This is a genomic window from Rhizobium sp. GR12 (genome assembly GCF_036596185.1).
Taxonomy (GTDB): domain Bacteria; phylum Pseudomonadota; class Alphaproteobacteria; order Rhizobiales; family Rhizobiaceae; genus Agrobacterium; species Agrobacterium nepotum.
The window spans coordinates 164,799-182,041 of record NZ_JASXTH010000011.1 but is presented as its reverse complement, the minus strand read 5'-3'; the positions used below and the strand labels follow the sequence as shown (position 1 = coordinate 182,041).

Below are 17,243 nucleotides of genomic sequence, written 5' to 3'. Positions count from 1 at the left end.
TGTCGAGTAGATCGATTGGGGCTACAACAATGTGGAGTAGCAATAGCGAGCCGATCACGGCTAGAATATCTGCCCAGAAGAAGCGATGGTGAGGCCATGAAAACGGATATCGGACATCTTCCGCAGGCAAAGCAGCTCGAACTGGAAAGGGTCGTCCGGATCATCCACGAAGAGTTTGCCGGCATTGTCGATCGTTCGAAGTCGGATGCCAAGAAGGACGGGCGGATTTACAAGATCATCCTGTTCGGTTCCTACGCCCGCGGCACATGGGTCGACGAGCCGCACACGTCAAAGGGTTATCGCTCGGATTTCGATATTCTCGTCATCGTCAGCAACAAGGAACTGGCCGACCCCAAATACTGGGACAAGGCGACCGACCGACTGATGTGGGACAGGGAGATCGAGACACCTGTCGGTCTGATCGTGCATGGCGCCCGCGAGATCAGCAACTTCCTGCATGACGGGCAATACTTCTTCGTCGATCTCGCCCGCGAAGGTGTTGTCCTTTACGAATTCGATGACCGGCCTTTGGCCGAACCGAAACAACTCAGCCCTGCCGATGCACTCAGGGTGGCGGAGGAGCATTTTGAGAGGCATTTCCCGGATGCTCGCGATTTTGCTGATGTCGCAAAGTTCCTCATCGCAAAAGGTAACCTCCATCTGGCCGCCTTCCAACTTCATCAGGCAGTTGAAACAGCATACTCTTGCTACCTCCTGACGCTGACCAACTACAGCCCGCCCTCGCACAATCTGAAATTCCTGCGCGGGCTTTCCGAGGATCGCGACCGTCGGCTGGTCGATATCTGGCCGCGCGACCAGCAGCGTTTCACCGCCTGGTACAACATTCTCAACGAGGCCTATGTCAAGGCGCGTTATTCGAAGCAGTTCGAGATCAGCGAAGAGGCACTTGCCTGGCTTCAAGAGCGGACCGCGGAACTTCACGGCCTGATCGAGACGCTCTGCCGCGAGCATATCGAAAGGCTGCACCAGACCGTGGAAAACGGGAGTTGAAGGCTGGGCTGTTTCGTCTGAACATCATGGGAATGTCCGGATTAGTGTGCGAGCGACCTGATCAGTACGCTGGCTGGCGTATTTCTTGCGAAGAATACAGCCCGGAGCCGCGCTTGCTTGCGCAGTGTGGCTGATTTAGGGCCGTCCTCTGACTGTCCGGCCTCCGGCACAAAAGCGAAGAAGCTGATGTTCGCAGAAGCCCATCGACCGTGATGATTGAGATGGAGCTGCCATCCAGACACCAAGGCAAGTAATACGCTACACTCAGACGTAGGGGCTGGCATCTGCTTGCAGTTGCATGCGATGCCTAGCTAGATTACGTCTTCAACGCTGTAGCTTTTACTTCGCGACTTACATTGAGTGGGTGAGTTGGACGCGGCCCTCAATTTTGACCCAACGATTTCAACTCGCAGCAGTGCAGGGGCCGTCAAAAGCGACGGATCGCGTCGGTGTCATAAGCCTTGTCCGCAAGAAGCGTCGCACCGGGCCGCAATCCGCTCAGCAACTTTTCCGCCATGGGGGCGTCGGCAGCTTGGCCTGCAGTCAACTCCAGACGAACTGGCCGCCCGTCGGCATCCACGAGCGCATGGATTTTGGTGGTCAGGCCGCCACGGGAACGTCCCATGCCAGGATCGGCAGAGCCCCCCTTTTTAGCGGTGGCACCGTGCTGGTGAACGCGAACGCAGGAGCTGTCGATCATCACGATGTCACCCGCATAACGCTTTGACACGGCATCAAGAAGTTGATCCCCGACACCTGCCTTTCGCCAGCGAGAGAAGCGATTGTAGAGCGTCGTTTGCGGACCATAGCGCTCCGGCACATCGCGCCAGGACGAACCCGTCCTAAACCGCCAAAGGATACCATTGATCACCCGGCGGTCATCAACGCGTTTCACTCCACGGCTGTTGGTTGGAAGCAGCGGCTCGATGACGGCCCATTCTTCGTCGCTCAGTTCGTGACGGCGCACGACGATCTCCCTTCAATGGGAGTGAATCATAATCCGCTCGCACATGAACCCTGCTTACGGGGACAAGTCACGCGAAGCGGCCACACATGAAAGGCTGGCGCATCGTGCCGGCAATAAGTCATTAAGTTTTCGTCCGTGCGCCCCAGCCGGGGCGTCAGGAAGTGTGCCGGCGTTGCGGGTGTACCAGGTGCGCTATTTAGCGCAACCTTGCCGGCAATGTCGGTGGTCAAGGTGCCTTTCGTGACATATTTGTGCGTGGCCGTGTCGATGATGTAGGGTACGCCATCAAGGCCCGATCGAATGTCGGCGTAGAGCAGGGGAGCGCCGGCGCAGATCGAGGTATCAACGACGACCGTGACCAGTGTGCTACCCTCGCCAAGCTTGAGGCTTTTGGCTTTCGCCTGCGCCGCCTTGTCCGCTTCATCCGGCGAGGAAAACGGAAGTGACGCGCCCTTAGAGCAAGAGCGCTGTACGAATGTCTGTGTTCTGCGAGACGCCACCGACTGAATTACCATGAATTAGGGGCAAGTCGTCCTACTCTTCATTGCCCACGCCAGCGACAGCTATTTCCCATAAATGCGATGCCTTCCACTATTGAAGATTTTATCTCAGTGGTTTGCCTGAAGCCCAAACCTTAGATCAATCCCAATTTTGTGGCCAATGCGGTCGTCTGCGGGAGGGTGACGGTCTTAAGTTTCCGTCGAACGTTTTTCATATGAAAATTGACCGTATGGTGCGTCATGTTCTCGATCAGCGCTATCTCTTGGGTCGTTTTCCCTTCGGCGGCCCATTTGAGCACCATTGACTGCCGCGCCGTCAGTTCGATGGCCGGTGCTCCGCTCGATGCCGCCTCGGTTGCCTCCATGCACATGCGGAGTAACGCCAAAGCGTTTGCAGTCAAAACAGGATGCAGTTGGTATTTGCGGGGCAACGTTACGTCGCCGGTGAAAAGTGAGAGGGTGAACAAATCGCTGAATGGCGCCATCACGGGCATACATATGCCGGCCCTGATGCCCGCATCGTCGGCACTGGAATAGAATGTCTGGTGGGGTCCGCGTGCGACTTTTCCCTCATGCTCAAAATCAAAGACGAATGGCGCCATTATTTCACGGGCACGGGTTAGGATTGGGTCGTTCCTGTCGAAACGCTCCTGCCGATATTTGCCCAACCACCCCTCGGGAGCATTGGACAAGATGGCGTTTCCCAACCCGGGGTGACGGACAATCACCACATGGTAAAAGTCAAACCCGAGCTCGCGGGTCAGATGATCAAGCAGTTCGGCTGTCGCCCGACTGGTTTTCATCATGGACGTCGTGTCAATCAATTTGCGTAGCCAGATTTTCATCCACGTCTTATCCCACCGTTCTTAAGCAGCACCTCTGCCATCGGACATCATTGCAGGTCGCGAAGTCCTCGGTTTTCCTAAGTCTGTTGATTTGGCCTACGCCGTGGGACACTTGTACTGCAGCCGCTCCCGCAGCCTCGGGCAAAAACCGCGTGTACAAGGGCTGTGCAACTCTAAGGACTGATCGCATTTGCTTAAGAGTTTCGTCTGAAACGGCGAACACTCCGCAACACACCGGGAGTCGGCCGTAACCGTCGGCACGTCCAACCTCTTCTACGATCAATCCCGCTCGCCGGTATACTCTTTCCATTGGCGGCTCGTAGTTTGACACGAGGGTTTCGATGCCATGCGCGAAGGCGCATTCGAACAAGGCCAGCAAAAGCAGCCCAAACGCCTTTGATCGGCTGAGCGTCGGTTGAGACTTTCTGAGAAGATCGACATCAAGGCACATTCGTGTGCCTTCCCATGTGCCTGGAGAGATCAGATCCTTTGCCGGCAATGTTCGCCTGAACACATCACGCAGCAATGTCGGCCCCGTCGTCGGCATGAGCCGTACCGTACCATAGAGATGGTGCGCGTCCTTGTCGCACCAGACCAGGTAGACGGCGCCTAACACGTCATAAGCGTCCCGTTCAAGACCGTGATGCACATCGACCTGCCAGCCAAGACAATCGTGAAAAACCCGTTTCCGCAATCGGAACGACTGTTCCAGCAGGCCTGCGTACCGATAATATTGATAGGGCTGGATAAGAAGGAACACGAGCCAATCTCCGATCATCTGCCGGAACAGGATGCACGTAAATCCCGGGTTGCCCATTGCTACAGATGGGCACAATCAATTGAGGTATTGCGTCGAAAGTTGAAGGTCTTAGGCTGTTGTGCCACGAGGGTGAAAGGCCGGATCCGTGCTGCTACATCAGATGTTGATCAGCCTGAACTTCATCGCCTGGACCGCGGCGGATGAAATAGTTGCGCATCCGAGCTTTAACCGGCCCGACTTGAGGTAGCTCCTTGCCGTATGCTCGGAAATACCAAGAATGAGTGCAATATCCTTGTGGTCTTTTCCGCGTGCCACCCACGACAGGCACTCCCGCTCACGTGCGCTGAGGCCTGGAACAGGGTCTTCTCCTCCATGAATCTCTGTGATCGCTTTCATATGGATCTGATATGCGAGTTCGATCCAGTCTGACCGGTTGTCTGCTACAACTCTGTCCCAGTATTTCGCGGTGCGTGCCGCGCTGACAGACAAAATCGCGCGCCGGCCGACCCTGTCGGTAATGGGAATCGAATAACCGAACTCTCCGACGCCATGTTGCCAGGCGTCATCAAAGAACGCTGCAATTTCGGGCGTCATTTCGAATTCCCGCCAGTCGAACGGGAGCTGCCGCAAAAAGCCCTGTTGCACAACAGGATCGACCTGGACATATCGCTTCAGGAAATACCGTGCGATCCATTCCGGACTGTAAGTTGATTGAACAAACGGTGCATCAAGGTCGCTGATCACAGTTGCTGTGAGATGGTAGGTGACGAAATCTACGTCGTAAATTTCCTGAACAGATACAAGAGCCTCATAGACTGTGGCGGCATCTGTGATTGTCCCGATAGCTTTAGCGAGATTCGCAGATACTGTTTTCATGCGGTTACCCTTTCCGATGTGTGGGGAGGTTTCACAGCGCAGACGAGAAGCACCACGTCCCCCGTCGGCGCTCAACGACAACGTGCCAGCGTTTCAGACGGCCGGACCTGCTCATTATTTTCCCGCTCGTCTTTCGGTTGAAGCTGGGGCAGGCTGTACCGTGTCTAGACTTATTGTTCGGCTATAGGCTCGACGTACGGGGAACGATCGCTTCAAAACCGACACCTTGCCAACATTTTTCTAGCTTTGGTCAGCTTCCGCTCGGTCCCGATAGCATGCCCGTCAGGAGTCACGCCGAGCGACCGTCTTGGTCTGGCAGCAGCATTTTTCCGTTGCGGGCTATGTAGCTTCCAACCAGACCGCAGCGATGGCGTGGTAGCCAAGATGCCTGTTGCCCGTTGGTGGGGGCATCTACTTCGGCAACACAAATAGCCGTTGCGCACGGGCGTCTATCGCTGTTTGGATGATGCGGTGATAATTCAAAGATAACGACGCCACGCTTCCGATCTCGCTGCCAAGCGTCGGATACCAAGCCGTCCCTAGTCTTTTCGCTCTTCGATTTGGTCAAATGTCCGTCCCTGCAATGATCGTCCTGCGAGTAGCCAATCTGTGTCGGCGGCCACCGTCTCCCCTGATAACAAAGATAAATTTTGAACACGCCACAACGCGTCACTTTTGGCGACTACTACTTCTAGTAGTCGATTTCACAGCGAAATTGAGGGAAATTGATATATCGGTCGTAGGGAATATGGTTCAACGCATGTGACAATTGCCCGCGTCCAGGGGCTGCTGCCGACGCAAAGGAAATTTAATGAAAAAACTGATCCTGATCGGTTCGGTTGATGCGGACTTCTTCCTCCTCCTTTCACATATTCTCGAAGTTGAGGGTTATGAGGTTCGGATGGCCAGAGGTGTCGAAGAAATATCCCATCTGGCCGACGATCACCAGGTCATGGCTATACTGCTTGACTGCCGACCGGATCCCTTTCCTGCGGTGGAGGTGTGTGCCAGGATCAAGGGAAATCATCGCACGGCGGGCGTTCCCGTGCTCGCAATCATTGGTGCGGGTGCCGAGGGGCAATATGTCGATATGCAGCGCGCCGGCGCCGAAGAATGTTTCGTCCGGCCGTTTGCACCGGTCAAGCTGCTTGAATACCTGCGCAAGTCTGCGCTCAGCCGGACACCTACTCGAGCGCAAACAGGTCAGTTATCCTATGGCGGAATCGAGATTGATTTCGAGCATCATCGCGTTTCAAGAAACGGTCAAACCTTTCATCTGGGACCACTGGAATTTGCTGTCTTGTCCTGCCTGATGGAGCGACCGACCGAGATTTGCCGGCGTGCAGAACTGATAACTGCAGTGTGGCCCGGCCGGCATCATGTCGAAGAGCGCACCCTGAACGTTCATATAGGCCGATTGCGAAAGAGACTGAATCAGAACGGGCAACCTGATCTTATCCGCACCGTCCGGGGTGTCGGCTACATTCTGGAATCGACTGCGCGTGACGCTTCAGACGGTTCTGGAGACGATAGCAATGCCTCATAATCGGCTCGACAGGATCATACGCGGCGCTTCCGTGATAACGGGAGATGGGACCACATTTCATGAAAATGCATCCATCGGTATCGGAGACGGCAGAATTGTTTTCGTCCAGCCGGGAAATATATCCGTCGATCCTGATGGGGTCGACGTCATCGACGCTCACGGCCACACAATTATCCCGGGCGCTATCAATGCGCATGCCCATGGCTGCGTCTGCGGGCCATCCATGCCGAGCGGGTCGTCTTCTGTCGATAGGGACGTGATCGTCTGGAACAGGAACAGGCATCTCCTCGAGGGGACCACGACATTATTGAATGTATGCGGTTTGGCCTTGCCTGATGAGGCGTTTGCGGGCGATCCACATCCGCTTGATGTCCATATTTCCACAGCGCACACCCCTTCCAATATCGAAGCGGCACTGGCAATCGATGGCGCCGGTCTTTCCGAACGGCATCGCAACGCATTCATCGATGATGCTTTGTCTCAAGGAGCAAAAGCCCTTGGCGAGGTTGGCGGGGGCCAGACACTGGGAGGCGGTGCACAGGAATATCGGTTCATTCCCGAGGCGATGAAACGGGTGACGGGCCGGGACGTATCACCTCTGGTTTCACGCCAGTTGCGAAATGCCGTGGTTGGCCGATACCTCAAAGTCGAGGATGGAGTTTCCGATCGCGAACTGCAGTTGATACTCAACGAATGCGGTCTGTCCGATGTCTGCAGCGCGCGAACCGTCCGTCAGGTCATTCTCGCTTCCGTAATGCCACCGGTCGATCTCGCACTAAAAGGCTTTGAGGAAGTGGCGCGAGAAGCCGCGCGTGTGGGCTTCCCGGCGATTTTTCACAATTCTGCGCCGTCGGCCCAACGTTTGATCGAAGTCGCTGAGAAATACCCACACGCAAACATTGTCGCGGGTCATTCGAATCATCCGATGTTTCTGCCGGATGAATCGGTATCGTTCGCGCGCGAGCTGCGAAGTCGTGGCGTCACCATCGATGTCTCAACGCTCGACAGCATCCAGACCCGTTGGCGGAATAATCCGGCGAATTTCGACGCTCTGATCGAGGCCGGATGCGTCGATACAATCTCGACTGACTATGCCGGCGGCCATTGGGACAGCATCCTCGTGGCAATCCATCGCATTGTTCACAAAAAGCAGATGTCACCGGCTGCAGCTGTTGCATTGGCGACCGGGAACGTCGCACGCGCCTTTCCTCAATTGGCAAGCGATCGCGGTTTGATCGAGAAGGGCAGGCGCGCGGATCTCGTGATCGTCGATCGCGCCAATCTGGGTCGCGTCCGTCACGTCATCATCCATGGCAAGGTGGTGGTCTGGAATGGAACGATCAAAAGCAATGGTTCGGGCGCTTCTACGGCGAAGCGAAGCGATTAACAATCACAGGTCGCCCGAAATCTCTCGCAGGAACGGCAGAGGATCACCATACTTGAGCTGGTCAATCGCCCTGTCGAAAACCTCCTCACGCGCTGCACTCATTTTGCCCCTGCACACCTGATGGAACTTCTCCTTAAGGTCGTCCCAAAGCATCGGTCTGCCCGCGTCGCCAAGTGGCATCACGGTGGTGGACGTTATTTCGCCCGAACGAGTGGTCAATGCCACTCGCGCCAACGTTTCTGCCGGAAATTTTTCGTCGATCTGTTCATCGACCGCCAGGGTAACGGCGCCGGCAAGGGAACAGATTTCCCGGTCATCGAGAAGTCGCTCATCGATGGGCGCGAGCGCAGAGGCGCCACGGCGGACGGCCGCTGCCAGACAAAAAGGCAAACTGTATTGAGCCTCCACGAGAGTTTTCGGTATGACTTTGTTTTGCAGCCGCTGAGCCCACTGGAATGTGTGGACCTCGATTGACAGCACGTCTTTCGGCTGGAGTCTTCGGCTTTGCATGAGGTCCAGCGTTGCATCGATGGCGGGATGGATATAGCGGCAACAGGAATACGGCTTGAAATAGGTCCCCAGGATTTCCCAGGTCAGACCAAGCCCGTTCTCGATACGATCCCTGTCAAAATGGGAAGCGTGATCGAGAATATCTTCTGGACCTGTAAACCCCGTTTCGGCCAATTCGAGTGCGGTGAGGCCAGTGAGGACGCTCCATGGGATTCCTTCTTTCGCATGATTCCCGGTGAGCTTCGAATAGCCGGAACTTCCGTTTGCCGCCTGATTGGGGGCCCATACACCGTTGATCGCCAAGGCTTGGGCGAGATGATCACTGCGTGAGCGATTGATACTGCCGGCTGCAACGACAGCGCCGTAGCCGGCCCAGAGACCGCTTTGGCGACTTTTTATATTTTCAGGATTTTGTGCGGCGGCGATCCGGATAGCGATCTCGTAGCCGGCGACGATCGCAGCGACGAATTCTTCTGGGTCGATTGCACTGTCCGCGGAGGCGGCCAGAACAGCAGGGATCACCGCAGCACCTGGATGTCCTCGCGCTGCACGATGACCGTCATCGAAATCAAGGGCGCACACAGAAGCCGAGTTGGCAAAGGCGGCGCCGATGGTCGATAACCGGTGGCCCGAAAACAAGATAGGGGCGTGTCCGGGACCAAAAATTCGGGTTGCAACCAGTCTGGCGCTGATCGACCCGGTGGCATATTTGCCGGCGAGTGCGCAGGTCGTTGCGTCGAACAGGCAGGACAGTGCCTTGTTCCTCACCGCCACAGGCACGGCATGGAAAACACGGTCGGAAATGCATTCGGCGAGAAGCGTCGTCATATACACGGGGGCATCTCTCCGTTGGTCGCTTCTGCAACCGTCGCTCCGCCGGCGTTATCATTTGTGACGCCCGACAGAGCCTCATAGACATGGGCGGCCACATAAAGGTCCAGCATAGGCAAACCGACACAGGTGATATGGACAGGTTTTTCCTGTCCGATTTCCGAAGGATCCAGAATCGCCGTAATTGAACGGATGCCGAGCAGGGATCCCAATTGCTCCAGCGTCGTCCCTTTTCGTGAGAAGTGAAGCGCAAGACTTTGCGAGCCGCGACGCGACACCATCTCCACGTCGTCACACAGAACGCTACCGCACCGCAGCGCCCGTTTCAGATGTCCCGCGGGTGTTTCATCTCCACCCAGATGAAGCACGGGAGCGTCGCCTATCTCACTGGCCTCGAAGACCGGAGCTTTCGCGTTTGATGCAGTAATCACAAAATCGCATCGACGGAGATCGCTGTTGTCCTGAACAGGTATGATGTCGAAGGTTGCCGTTTCTCCCAGCGATCTTGCGAGCCGTATGGCTGAGTCAACTGTTCGGCTACGGACGAAGACCTCGCGGATCTTCTCCCCGTGGCATCTGTCGAGCGCCACAACGATTTTCTCGGCAATTGGTCCGGCGCCGAACAGGAAGACAGACATATCTCGACGGGGCGCGAGCAGTCGCTCAACAACAAGCGTCGCATAACTCGCCGTCCGGGCGGCGGAGATGTCGGTTCCATCGAGCAGGCAAAGAGGAAGTAGGGTAAATTTGTCCATGAGGACAATCGTGGACCGTGACCGTGGAAGACCGAGCTGGCGATTGAGGGCGTTTGCGCCGACGATTTTCACTGCCCCGTAGCGGCTGTTGACGCTTGAAAGGCAGGACAACTTCCAGCCAAGGCGCTCCTCCAGCGATACTGCGTCCTTGATCATGGGATGCCTGTCAATCTCCCCGGGAGTGATGGAGAGCACGGATTTCGTGCCGTACGCGGAACCGCGCGCAATGTCGTCCCATGCTTTGCCGGCGACCTCATGGACGATCTTGCCATCGAGGAAAGCCTCGTTTCCGGCGATCTCTGTCGCGGAGTAACACGGTATGTCTGACAGGCTTGGACTGATAATTCCTCCACTCATGCGAGCTCCTCCTCGAACATCCGAACGAGATGATTTCAGCAGGAATCGGCGGGAAATAAAGCCAAGATTAGCTATCTTTTATGCAACAATATTCATTCCGGTTACATAGGACTGTCCACGGACTGAGGCACGCCTCCTGATGCGCGGATCGTATCCAGCAGAAACCCCAGGTCGTCTTTCAACTCAAGCTGCCTGAGGAACTGCAGCATTTCCAGTTTTCCGTTCCCACGCAAACGCCCCGCTGACAGGCGCAAAAACTTCTTCTCCAGGAACGAAGGCGCGAGGGGATTGGCAGCATCGCCCTTTGCAACCTCGACATTGGCCTCCACGACGCGGCCGTCGAGCAGGTGAAGACGAACCTTTGCCCCGTGATGGTGGCTCAATCGATCCGTGGATCCGAGAGGAAAGAGCCGGATTTTTGCCGTCAGCTCGCGCACTGTTTGATCCAGAAAACGGGAAGGCTTGAACCATTCCGGACCGGCCGCATGCCCGAGCACGCCCATGGCGATTGAAAAAGGTGCGCTGAACTGGGCCGCCCAGATGTCGCGGGGTTGGGGATCATTGAACGGGGGACTACACACGATCTCTGGAGCGAAGACCTCGATTTGCCCGACGTCATGACCGGTTGTCCCGTCAACGGCCCCTAGGGCGAATGCCTCAACAGCAGCTTCGACGCTGCTTTGGATGATCCTGCAGCAGCTGAACGCCTTGAAGCCGACGTCTTGTATTTCGTAACGAATACCGGGCCCGATTTTCAGCTGCGACAGGTCGACGCCGTCGGCTCCCGCCATCCGCCAGAAACCGGTGTCTCCTTCGAAAACGTCAAGTGGCCCTTCAAATCCGGCACGAGCAAGTAGGGCTGCGTTGACGCCGCCCATTGCTGCGGTCGCAAAATTGTTTTTCGCCATTGTCGGTGTGGCCCCATAAACGGTCTTCATGACCGACGCCACAGGTGCATTGACAGCCGCGATTGCCAGGGCTTGGGCCGCTTGCTTATGATCGAGTTTCAGCAGTTTCGCCGACGCGGCGGCTGCGCCGAATATTTGCCAGGTGCCATGGCCATGGACGGTCTTGCGCGGTGTGTTGTGGCGGAGCGACATGCCGATGCGGCATCCCACCTCGTATCCGGCGACGATTGCAGCAATCAGGTCGCGCCCTGTGGAGCGCGACCGGTTAGCAACCGCGAGAGCGGCAGCAACCACTGTCGCCCCAGGATGCCCCTTCCAGTAGATGTCATCGAGGTCAAGGGCGTTGGCCAGAGTCGCGTACTGAAATGCGTGCCAGGAGGGATTCGGTCGGGGAGGGTTAGCGGAGCCTCCAGCCATATCCGCCGAAAGCCGTTCCAGACCCGGAGCGACCGGAGTTTGGTGACCGCCGAAAAAGCACCCGACCGAGTCCATCAGGCAGAGCTTTGCTTTCTCTACCACGTCCGGCGGAAGATTCTCAAAACACGTATTCACGAGGCATTCGGCAAGCGTCTGCGTTGCGGGGGTAGTCATGGCGCCCTCTCGACTATTCACAGGAGGCAGGCAGGTCTGTCCTGCTGCGGCAAGTCGAACATAACCCGTCGCAGGCAGCATTTTCGACTACTAGATGTTGAGCTGTTGGTGCCAGCGTTTCAGCAAGACCTGCCCGGGATGCTGCGCTTGGAAACTGCTGACGATGGCGCTCCATCGGAATAAGCCGGCGCACATCATTTATTCGTTGGCTGTCCAGCCGTGCCGTCGCAATGCCCGTTCCATCCGAGGCGCGGGCGATGACCTGTCCCCACGGATCGCAAACCAGCGAGTTGCCGAAACACTGCCGGGTCTCGCCGCCGGCGGCAACGTAACTGCCCCATTGGCCGCACGCGGCGAAATAGACCTGGAACTCGATGGCGCGCGCCCTGCACAGGACCTCCCAATGATCCTTTCCGGTCTGCATCGTGAAGGCAGCCGGCAGAATGACCAGGTCGACTTTGTTCTCGGCAAGTTGATCGAACAGGCGGGAAAACCGGAGATCGTAGCAGATGGCGGCTCCGATCCGGAAGCCGCCAGCCTCGTAGACAAACAGGTCGTGCCCCGGTGCGACTGTGGCCGACTCGCGATAGGCCTTGCCGTCGGGAGCCACGATGTCGAAAAGATGAATCTTGCGATAGCGGCCGACTTCCCTGCCTTCGGGATCGAATACAACGGTGGTGTTGTATATTCGCTCTTCCCCGTGAACACGCTCGAGCATGCTGCCAGCATGGAGCCATAATCCGTGCCGGCAAGCAAATTCCTGCGCAATCCGGTAAGCTGCACCACCGGGCATGTAGTCTGCCGCCGCCAGCTTTTCCACGGCGGTGCCGCCTGACCAATCGAAATGTTCGGGCAGGACGATCAGGTCTGGTGCATCCTCCCTTACGGCTTTCAGCATGAGTGCCTCCGCCTGACGAAGATTGGCTTCGCGATCCGGCTGCGAGTTCATTTGAATGAGGGAAATTTTCATTGGGAATGCCCTTCTTTGAAATCGAAGATTGAATGCCCGGTTTCCAGATGTGCGCGCACTCGGACCGATCGTTGCTGGCGCTTTAGCGCCATCTCTCCAAGACTGCGCATTCGCTCACGTTCTGCGACAAAGATTCCGGAGTTGTCGGCGAGAACCGCGAAACCCGGCAGAACAGCCGTACCTCCACAGGCGACAGGCACATTTATTGATCCTCCTGTCTGCAATGTGCGGCTTGTCGTCTTTGCAGAAACTCCGCGGCACCAGACAGGCAGGCCCAACGCCAGAATTTCCTCGACGTCCGTGCATGGTCCGTCCACAACGATCGCGGCAGCACCACGTGCCTTTGCCGCTGTCGCGACGCCGCCGCCGACACAGGCGATATCGTCACCGTCGATCCTTGCGATGACGAGAACATCTCCCGGCCGGACAAGATCGATCGCCTTGTAAATGACGACGCCGTCGCGGCCGGGCGCCGCGACGGTCAATGCCTGCCCAATGACCTTCGCAGGAAGGACCGGACGAATGCCTGTGTTGAGAAAGCCGAAATGCTCGGTATGTCCGATCGTTGCAGTTTCAACATCCTGCAGCAGGACACAAAGGTCCGTTGGAAGGGGAACCCCTCCCTTTTCTATCCGGTACTCTTGCATGATTAAGGTCGCTTTTCTGGAGTCTGAGAGGATCAGACCGGACGTTCGCCGGAGGTCGTGGTCCGGTGCATGATCCGGATCGAATTGGGATCAAAGGAATCGCGGCGATGCATTGTGCAGCGATTGTCCCACATCATGATATCGCCTTTCGTCCATTTCTGGACAAATACCTCGCTTGTTTCGGTCGTGTGCTGCCAAAGACGCTTCAGCAGTTCATCGCTTTCATCCAAGGGCATTCCGACGATCCATGCACCTTCTGCCGTTCCGCCAAGATAAAGCGCCTTTCGACCGGTCTCTGCGTGGGTACGCACCAACGGGTGGGCAATACCGTCCCACTCCCGAAAGTCTTTGCTGGCCGGCGCCACTTTGCCAAGCCGCAGCTTCCCGGTTTTGTCATAGACATTCTGAAAGAATATCTGCCGGCCGTTGATTGCTTTGCGAACGTCTTCCGGCAAGGCGTCATAGGCCCGATAGGTAGAAAGAAAATAGGTATCTCCTCCTTCGGCTGGCACCTCGACAGCACGCAGAATTGCACCTGCCGGCGGCCGCTCGTAAAACCATGTATCCGTATGCCAGGTCGCCTCGCTGTTGCCCATCGCGCCTGACGGCTTTCCGTCCTTCATTGTATTGGCGATGACAAGGATCTCCTTGTGCGTCGGGTGCCCGCCCTCCTGCAACTGTTTGGGATGGATGACAAACTCGCCGAAATGACGGGAGAAAGCGACCTGCTGCTCGTCGCTGATGTTAGCGGCCTTGAAACGAAGAACGCCGTAGTGCAACCAGTATTTGCGAACTTCCTCGATGTCCCTGTCATCATAGTTGTTGAAGTCGAAGCCGACGATGTCGGCACAAACGTTGCTGCCGTCCTGTACGGCCGATATTCTTTGAGTGTTGAGCATTTCCTGTTCCTTCCTTGGAAATTTCCATCTCTGCAAGGGAAGAGTAGCGTTACTGACCTTCGTATCTCCAATATCAATTTCAGTTCATTGATACGAATACGCGATCAATTTAATCTTCAAGCAGCTGTACAGCCTTGGGATCAATTGAGAGACGGACTGGTTGACCGACCTTCAGATCAGGCAGTCGTGTTGATCGTACAAGTGATTTGAGAACGGCCCCGTTTGCGAGGGTGACAAAGCAATCGCGATATGCTCCGAGGTTGACGATCCTCGTCACGGTTCCAGCTAGCGCATTGACCGGGGAGGACAACTCCTTTCCCTCGGGCGCGAGGCGGACGGCTTCTGGTCGCAGGCAACAGTACCGGGCCGCGCTAGGGTTTTCTGGTGGCTCGACGACCAGTTCAAGACCGCCCTCGACAACAGCGGTCATCGATCCCTCCTCCCGTCTCAGGGATACAATTGGAAGCAGATTTGATTTCCCGATGAAGTCCGCTACAAAACGCGACCGCGGATTATCATAAATGTCGTCCGGCTTGCCTTCCTGCGCCACGAAACCACCATGCATCACCACGATGCGATCCGACATCGCCATCGCCTCGTCCTGATCATGCGTGACATAGATGAAGGTCATTCCAAGCTCTTCCTGTATTTCTTTGAGCTCGATGCGCATTGCCTCCCGCAATTTGAGATCGAGATTGGACAGAGGCTCATCCAGAAGAAGGAGTGACGGCTTCGGCGCGATCGCTCGGGCGAGCGCTGTCCGTTGCTGCTGACCGCCGGACAACTCCTTGGGATAACGATGTTCAAAGCCCTCAAGATGCACGCGTCTCAATGCGGACCGTACTTCAGTCTCGGTTTTGGTGCGCGGGCAGCCCTTCATTTTGAGGCCGAAGGCAACGTTTTCGGCAACCGTCATGTGAGGGAACAAGGCATAATTCTGAAAAACCAGCCCGATCCCACGCTTTTCCGGAGGAACGCCCAGCTGGCTTCGCCCTCTGATGCGTATGTCTCCGCTGGAGGGATCGGAGAAGCCGGCGATCATGTTCAGGGTCGTTGTCTTACCACAGCCGGACGGGCCCAGAATGCTGACGAATTCACCCGCTGGGATGGAAAGATCGATGTTATCAACAACGCGATTGGTACCATAATCCTTGCTAATCGCGATCAGTTCGATGTCCATTGTGCTCATTTGCTTCCACCGTGTATCTGTGTCGAGAACCCGCCAATCCGTTCGAAAAGGAATACGGCGGCGAGAATGAAGAGAAGAGAGGTGACGTTGACTGCCGCCAGAACCGGATCGAGACTGTATTCGAGGTGATTGATCACGGTGATAGGAAGTGTCGTTTCACCCGGCCGGACAAGAAAGACCGAGAGGGGAATATTGTTGAAAGAGAGAATGAACGCGAAGGTCATTCCAGAGAACAGGCCAGGCTTGATCAAGGGAAGCAGGATGTAGCGAACTCTTTGCATCTTGGTTGCGCCCAGGATGCGTGCCGCTAGGTCCAGCCGCTTGTCGAAATTGAACATTGCTCCTGCGATCATCCGCACGACAAAAGGCAGCGTGAGGATGACGTGGGCCATGATCAGGCCGGGCGTCCCGAGAAGGCTATAAAAACCGGTTGACGAAAGAAAGAGAACGATTGCGACCCCTTTGACGATCTGCGGAACAGAAAGCGGAGACAGCAAAAAAGACATGATCACGGCATGGCCCGGGCATTTTTCATAAGCGACCGCAAAGGCTGCCAGGAGACCGAACAATCCACTGAGAACCGTCACGACAAGCGCGAGTTCGGCGCTTAACAAAAATGGATCAATCCAGCGACTGGTCATGAGTGCGCCATACCATTTCGTCGTCCAGAGCGTTGGCGAGAAAACAATCTTCGCCGTCGGGCTGACAGACGCCACGAGAACCACCAATAGCGGCAGGGTGATAAACGTGAGGATGAGGGCCAGCGAAGCTTTGAACGTAATCGACAAAAACCTGTTCACGAGTATCTCCTATAGATGCAGCTTGTTATGGAGACGCGCTTCAATGCGCGAGCCGATGAAGACGGCGACAAGCATTACAAGCAGCAGCACATTTGCCATCACCGCGGCGAACGGCCAGTCGATGTAGAAGAGGACCTGTTCGTAGACCATCGTAGCGAGTACCTTGAAACCCGCCCCGCCGAGGAGCGCCGGAGTGGCATAGGCACTGGCCGCCATCGTAAACGCGATGAGCAGAGAACTGACGATGCCCGGGACGGAAAGCGGCAAAACGATATGCCGGAGCACGGCAAGACGGGACGCCCCTAGGACTTGTGCAGCCTTCTCAAGGTTGGGATTGATACCCTGCAGGCTCGTCAACAGGGAAAGTACCCCGAAAGGAAGGACGACGTGCGTGAGACCGGCGACGACTCCGAACATATTTTTCGATAGCGGCAAAGGTTCGGCGATTAAACCTGCCCAAATCAATGCCGAGTTTATAAAGCCGTGATCATCGAGGATCACCAACCAGCCGTAGGTGCGCAGGACCACTCCGGCAAGCTCCGGCGCGATAGCAAGCGCAAATACGATTGTGCGCCAGCGAGACGTCGCGCGCGCCAGATAATATGCGAGTGGATATGCCATCACGGTCACGCAAACAGCGACCAGTCCCGACATCAGCATTGTCCGGCCGAGACCGGTCAGCATCAGTTCATCGGAAAAAAAACGCTGATAGTTGGCAGTCGTCCATGCTTCATCATCGGCACCTTGAAAACTCATTCCGATCATCATGCCCATTGGTAAGGCAAAGAAGAGCAAAAGAACGGTGGAAGGAGGTATCAGCGAAAAATAGGGCCGAAGCGTAAAGGCTCGGCGAGGCGACGGTTCAATTGGAGACAGGATTTCGATCGTTGTCAT

16 protein-coding genes and 1 pseudogene are annotated in these 17,243 nt (G+C 56.2%); 3 read left to right on the top strand and 14 right to left on the bottom strand.

The window, feature by feature from the left end; all coding sequences use genetic code 11:
- Nucleotides 1-96: 96 nt before the first annotated feature.
- Complete coding sequence (locus tag QSK43_RS19885) at nucleotides 97-1,011, top strand: nucleotidyltransferase and HEPN domain-containing protein (RefSeq protein ID WP_332304903.1); 915 nt, start codon at nucleotides 97-99, stop codon at nucleotides 1,009-1,011.
- 436 nt (nucleotides 1,012-1,447) lie between these two features.
- Here the strand turns inward: QSK43_RS19885 and QSK43_RS19880 are convergent.
- From QSK43_RS19880 to QSK43_RS19860, 5 genes and pseudogenes are all read right to left on the bottom strand, one after another.
- Nucleotides 1,448-1,984, bottom strand: a pseudogene (locus QSK43_RS19880) (IS5 family transposase); the annotation flags it as partial.
- Nucleotides 1,985-2,004: 20 nt separating this feature from the next.
- Entirely contained in the window at nucleotides 2,005-2,493 is a 489-nt protein-coding gene (locus tag QSK43_RS19875; protein WP_332304902.1) for a hypothetical protein, read from the bottom strand.
- Between the two features lie 119 nt (nucleotides 2,494-2,612).
- Nucleotides 2,613-3,323 carry an autoinducer binding domain-containing protein gene (locus QSK43_RS19870; protein WP_332304901.1) on the bottom strand — a complete coding sequence of 237 codons (711 nt, stop codon included), beginning with the start codon at nucleotides 3,321-3,323 and terminating at the stop codon, nucleotides 2,613-2,615.
- Nucleotides 3,324-3,330: 7 nt separating this feature from the next.
- Complete coding sequence (locus tag QSK43_RS19865; protein ID WP_332304900.1) at nucleotides 3,331-4,083, bottom strand: acyl-homoserine-lactone synthase; 753 nt, start codon at nucleotides 4,081-4,083, stop codon at nucleotides 3,331-3,333.
- A gap of 156 nt (nucleotides 4,084-4,239) precedes the next feature.
- Nucleotides 4,240-4,959 carry a helix-turn-helix transcriptional regulator gene (locus QSK43_RS19860; protein ID WP_332304899.1) on the bottom strand — a complete coding sequence of 240 codons (720 nt, stop codon included), beginning with the start codon at nucleotides 4,957-4,959 and terminating at the stop codon, nucleotides 4,240-4,242.
- Between the two features lie 811 nt (nucleotides 4,960-5,770).
- Between QSK43_RS19860 and QSK43_RS19855 the strand changes: the two genes are divergently transcribed.
- Together QSK43_RS19855 and QSK43_RS19850 are read left to right on the top strand one after the other, a co-directional pair.
- Nucleotides 5,771-6,505: a response regulator transcription factor gene (locus QSK43_RS19855; RefSeq protein ID WP_332304898.1), complete on the top strand. Its 735-nt coding sequence runs from the start codon at nucleotides 5,771-5,773 to the stop codon at nucleotides 6,503-6,505.
- The gene (locus tag QSK43_RS19850) at nucleotides 6,495-7,892 is read left to right on the top strand and encodes an amidohydrolase family protein (RefSeq protein WP_332304897.1); all 1,398 of its coding nucleotides are present in this window, start codon (nucleotides 6,495-6,497) and stop codon (nucleotides 7,890-7,892) included. The genes QSK43_RS19855 and QSK43_RS19850 overlap by 11 nt, the downstream gene beginning before the upstream one ends.
- A 3-nt stretch (nucleotides 7,893-7,895) precedes the next feature.
- On the opposite strand, the gene QSK43_RS19845 is transcribed toward QSK43_RS19850, so the two are convergent.
- From QSK43_RS19845 to QSK43_RS19805, 9 genes are all read right to left on the bottom strand, one after another.
- Nucleotides 7,896-9,230, bottom strand: a complete 1,335-nt coding sequence (locus QSK43_RS19845; RefSeq protein WP_332304947.1) for an MmgE/PrpD family protein — start codon at nucleotides 9,228-9,230, stop codon at nucleotides 7,896-7,898.
- Complete coding sequence (locus QSK43_RS19840; RefSeq protein WP_332304896.1) at nucleotides 9,227-10,345, bottom strand: ornithine cyclodeaminase; 1,119 nt, start codon at nucleotides 10,343-10,345, stop codon at nucleotides 9,227-9,229. The genes QSK43_RS19845 and QSK43_RS19840 overlap by 4 nt, the downstream gene beginning before the upstream one ends.
- A 101-nt stretch (nucleotides 10,346-10,446) precedes the next feature.
- Nucleotides 10,447-11,844 carry an MmgE/PrpD family protein gene (locus QSK43_RS19835; protein WP_332304895.1) on the bottom strand — a complete coding sequence of 466 codons (1,398 nt, stop codon included), beginning with the start codon at nucleotides 11,842-11,844 and terminating at the stop codon, nucleotides 10,447-10,449.
- Nucleotides 11,845-11,857: 13 nt separating this feature from the next.
- A complete protein-coding gene (locus tag QSK43_RS19830) occupies nucleotides 11,858-12,814 on the bottom strand; it encodes a carbon-nitrogen hydrolase family protein (protein WP_332304894.1) in 957 nt (318 codons plus the stop codon).
- On the bottom strand, nucleotides 12,811-13,461 hold the full coding sequence (locus tag QSK43_RS19825) for an RraA family protein (protein WP_332304893.1): 651 nt from the start codon (nucleotides 13,459-13,461) through the stop codon (nucleotides 12,811-12,813). Before QSK43_RS19825 ends, QSK43_RS19830 begins: the two co-directional genes overlap by 4 nt.
- 32 nt (nucleotides 13,462-13,493) lie before the next feature.
- Complete coding sequence (locus QSK43_RS19820; RefSeq protein WP_332304892.1) at nucleotides 13,494-14,360, bottom strand: TauD/TfdA dioxygenase family protein; 867 nt, start codon at nucleotides 14,358-14,360, stop codon at nucleotides 13,494-13,496.
- Nucleotides 14,361-14,469: 109 nt separating this feature from the next.
- A complete protein-coding gene (locus tag QSK43_RS19815) occupies nucleotides 14,470-15,549 on the bottom strand; it encodes an ABC transporter ATP-binding protein (protein ID WP_332304891.1) in 1,080 nt (359 codons plus the stop codon).
- On the bottom strand, nucleotides 15,546-16,349 hold the full coding sequence (locus QSK43_RS19810; protein ID WP_332304890.1) for an ABC transporter permease: 804 nt from the start codon (nucleotides 16,347-16,349) through the stop codon (nucleotides 15,546-15,548). The genes QSK43_RS19815 and QSK43_RS19810 overlap by 4 nt, the downstream gene beginning before the upstream one ends.
- A gap of 9 nt (nucleotides 16,350-16,358) precedes the next feature.
- Nucleotides 16,359-17,243 carry an ABC transporter permease gene (locus QSK43_RS19805; protein WP_332304889.1) on the bottom strand — a complete coding sequence of 295 codons (885 nt, stop codon included), beginning with the start codon at nucleotides 17,241-17,243 and terminating at the stop codon, nucleotides 16,359-16,361.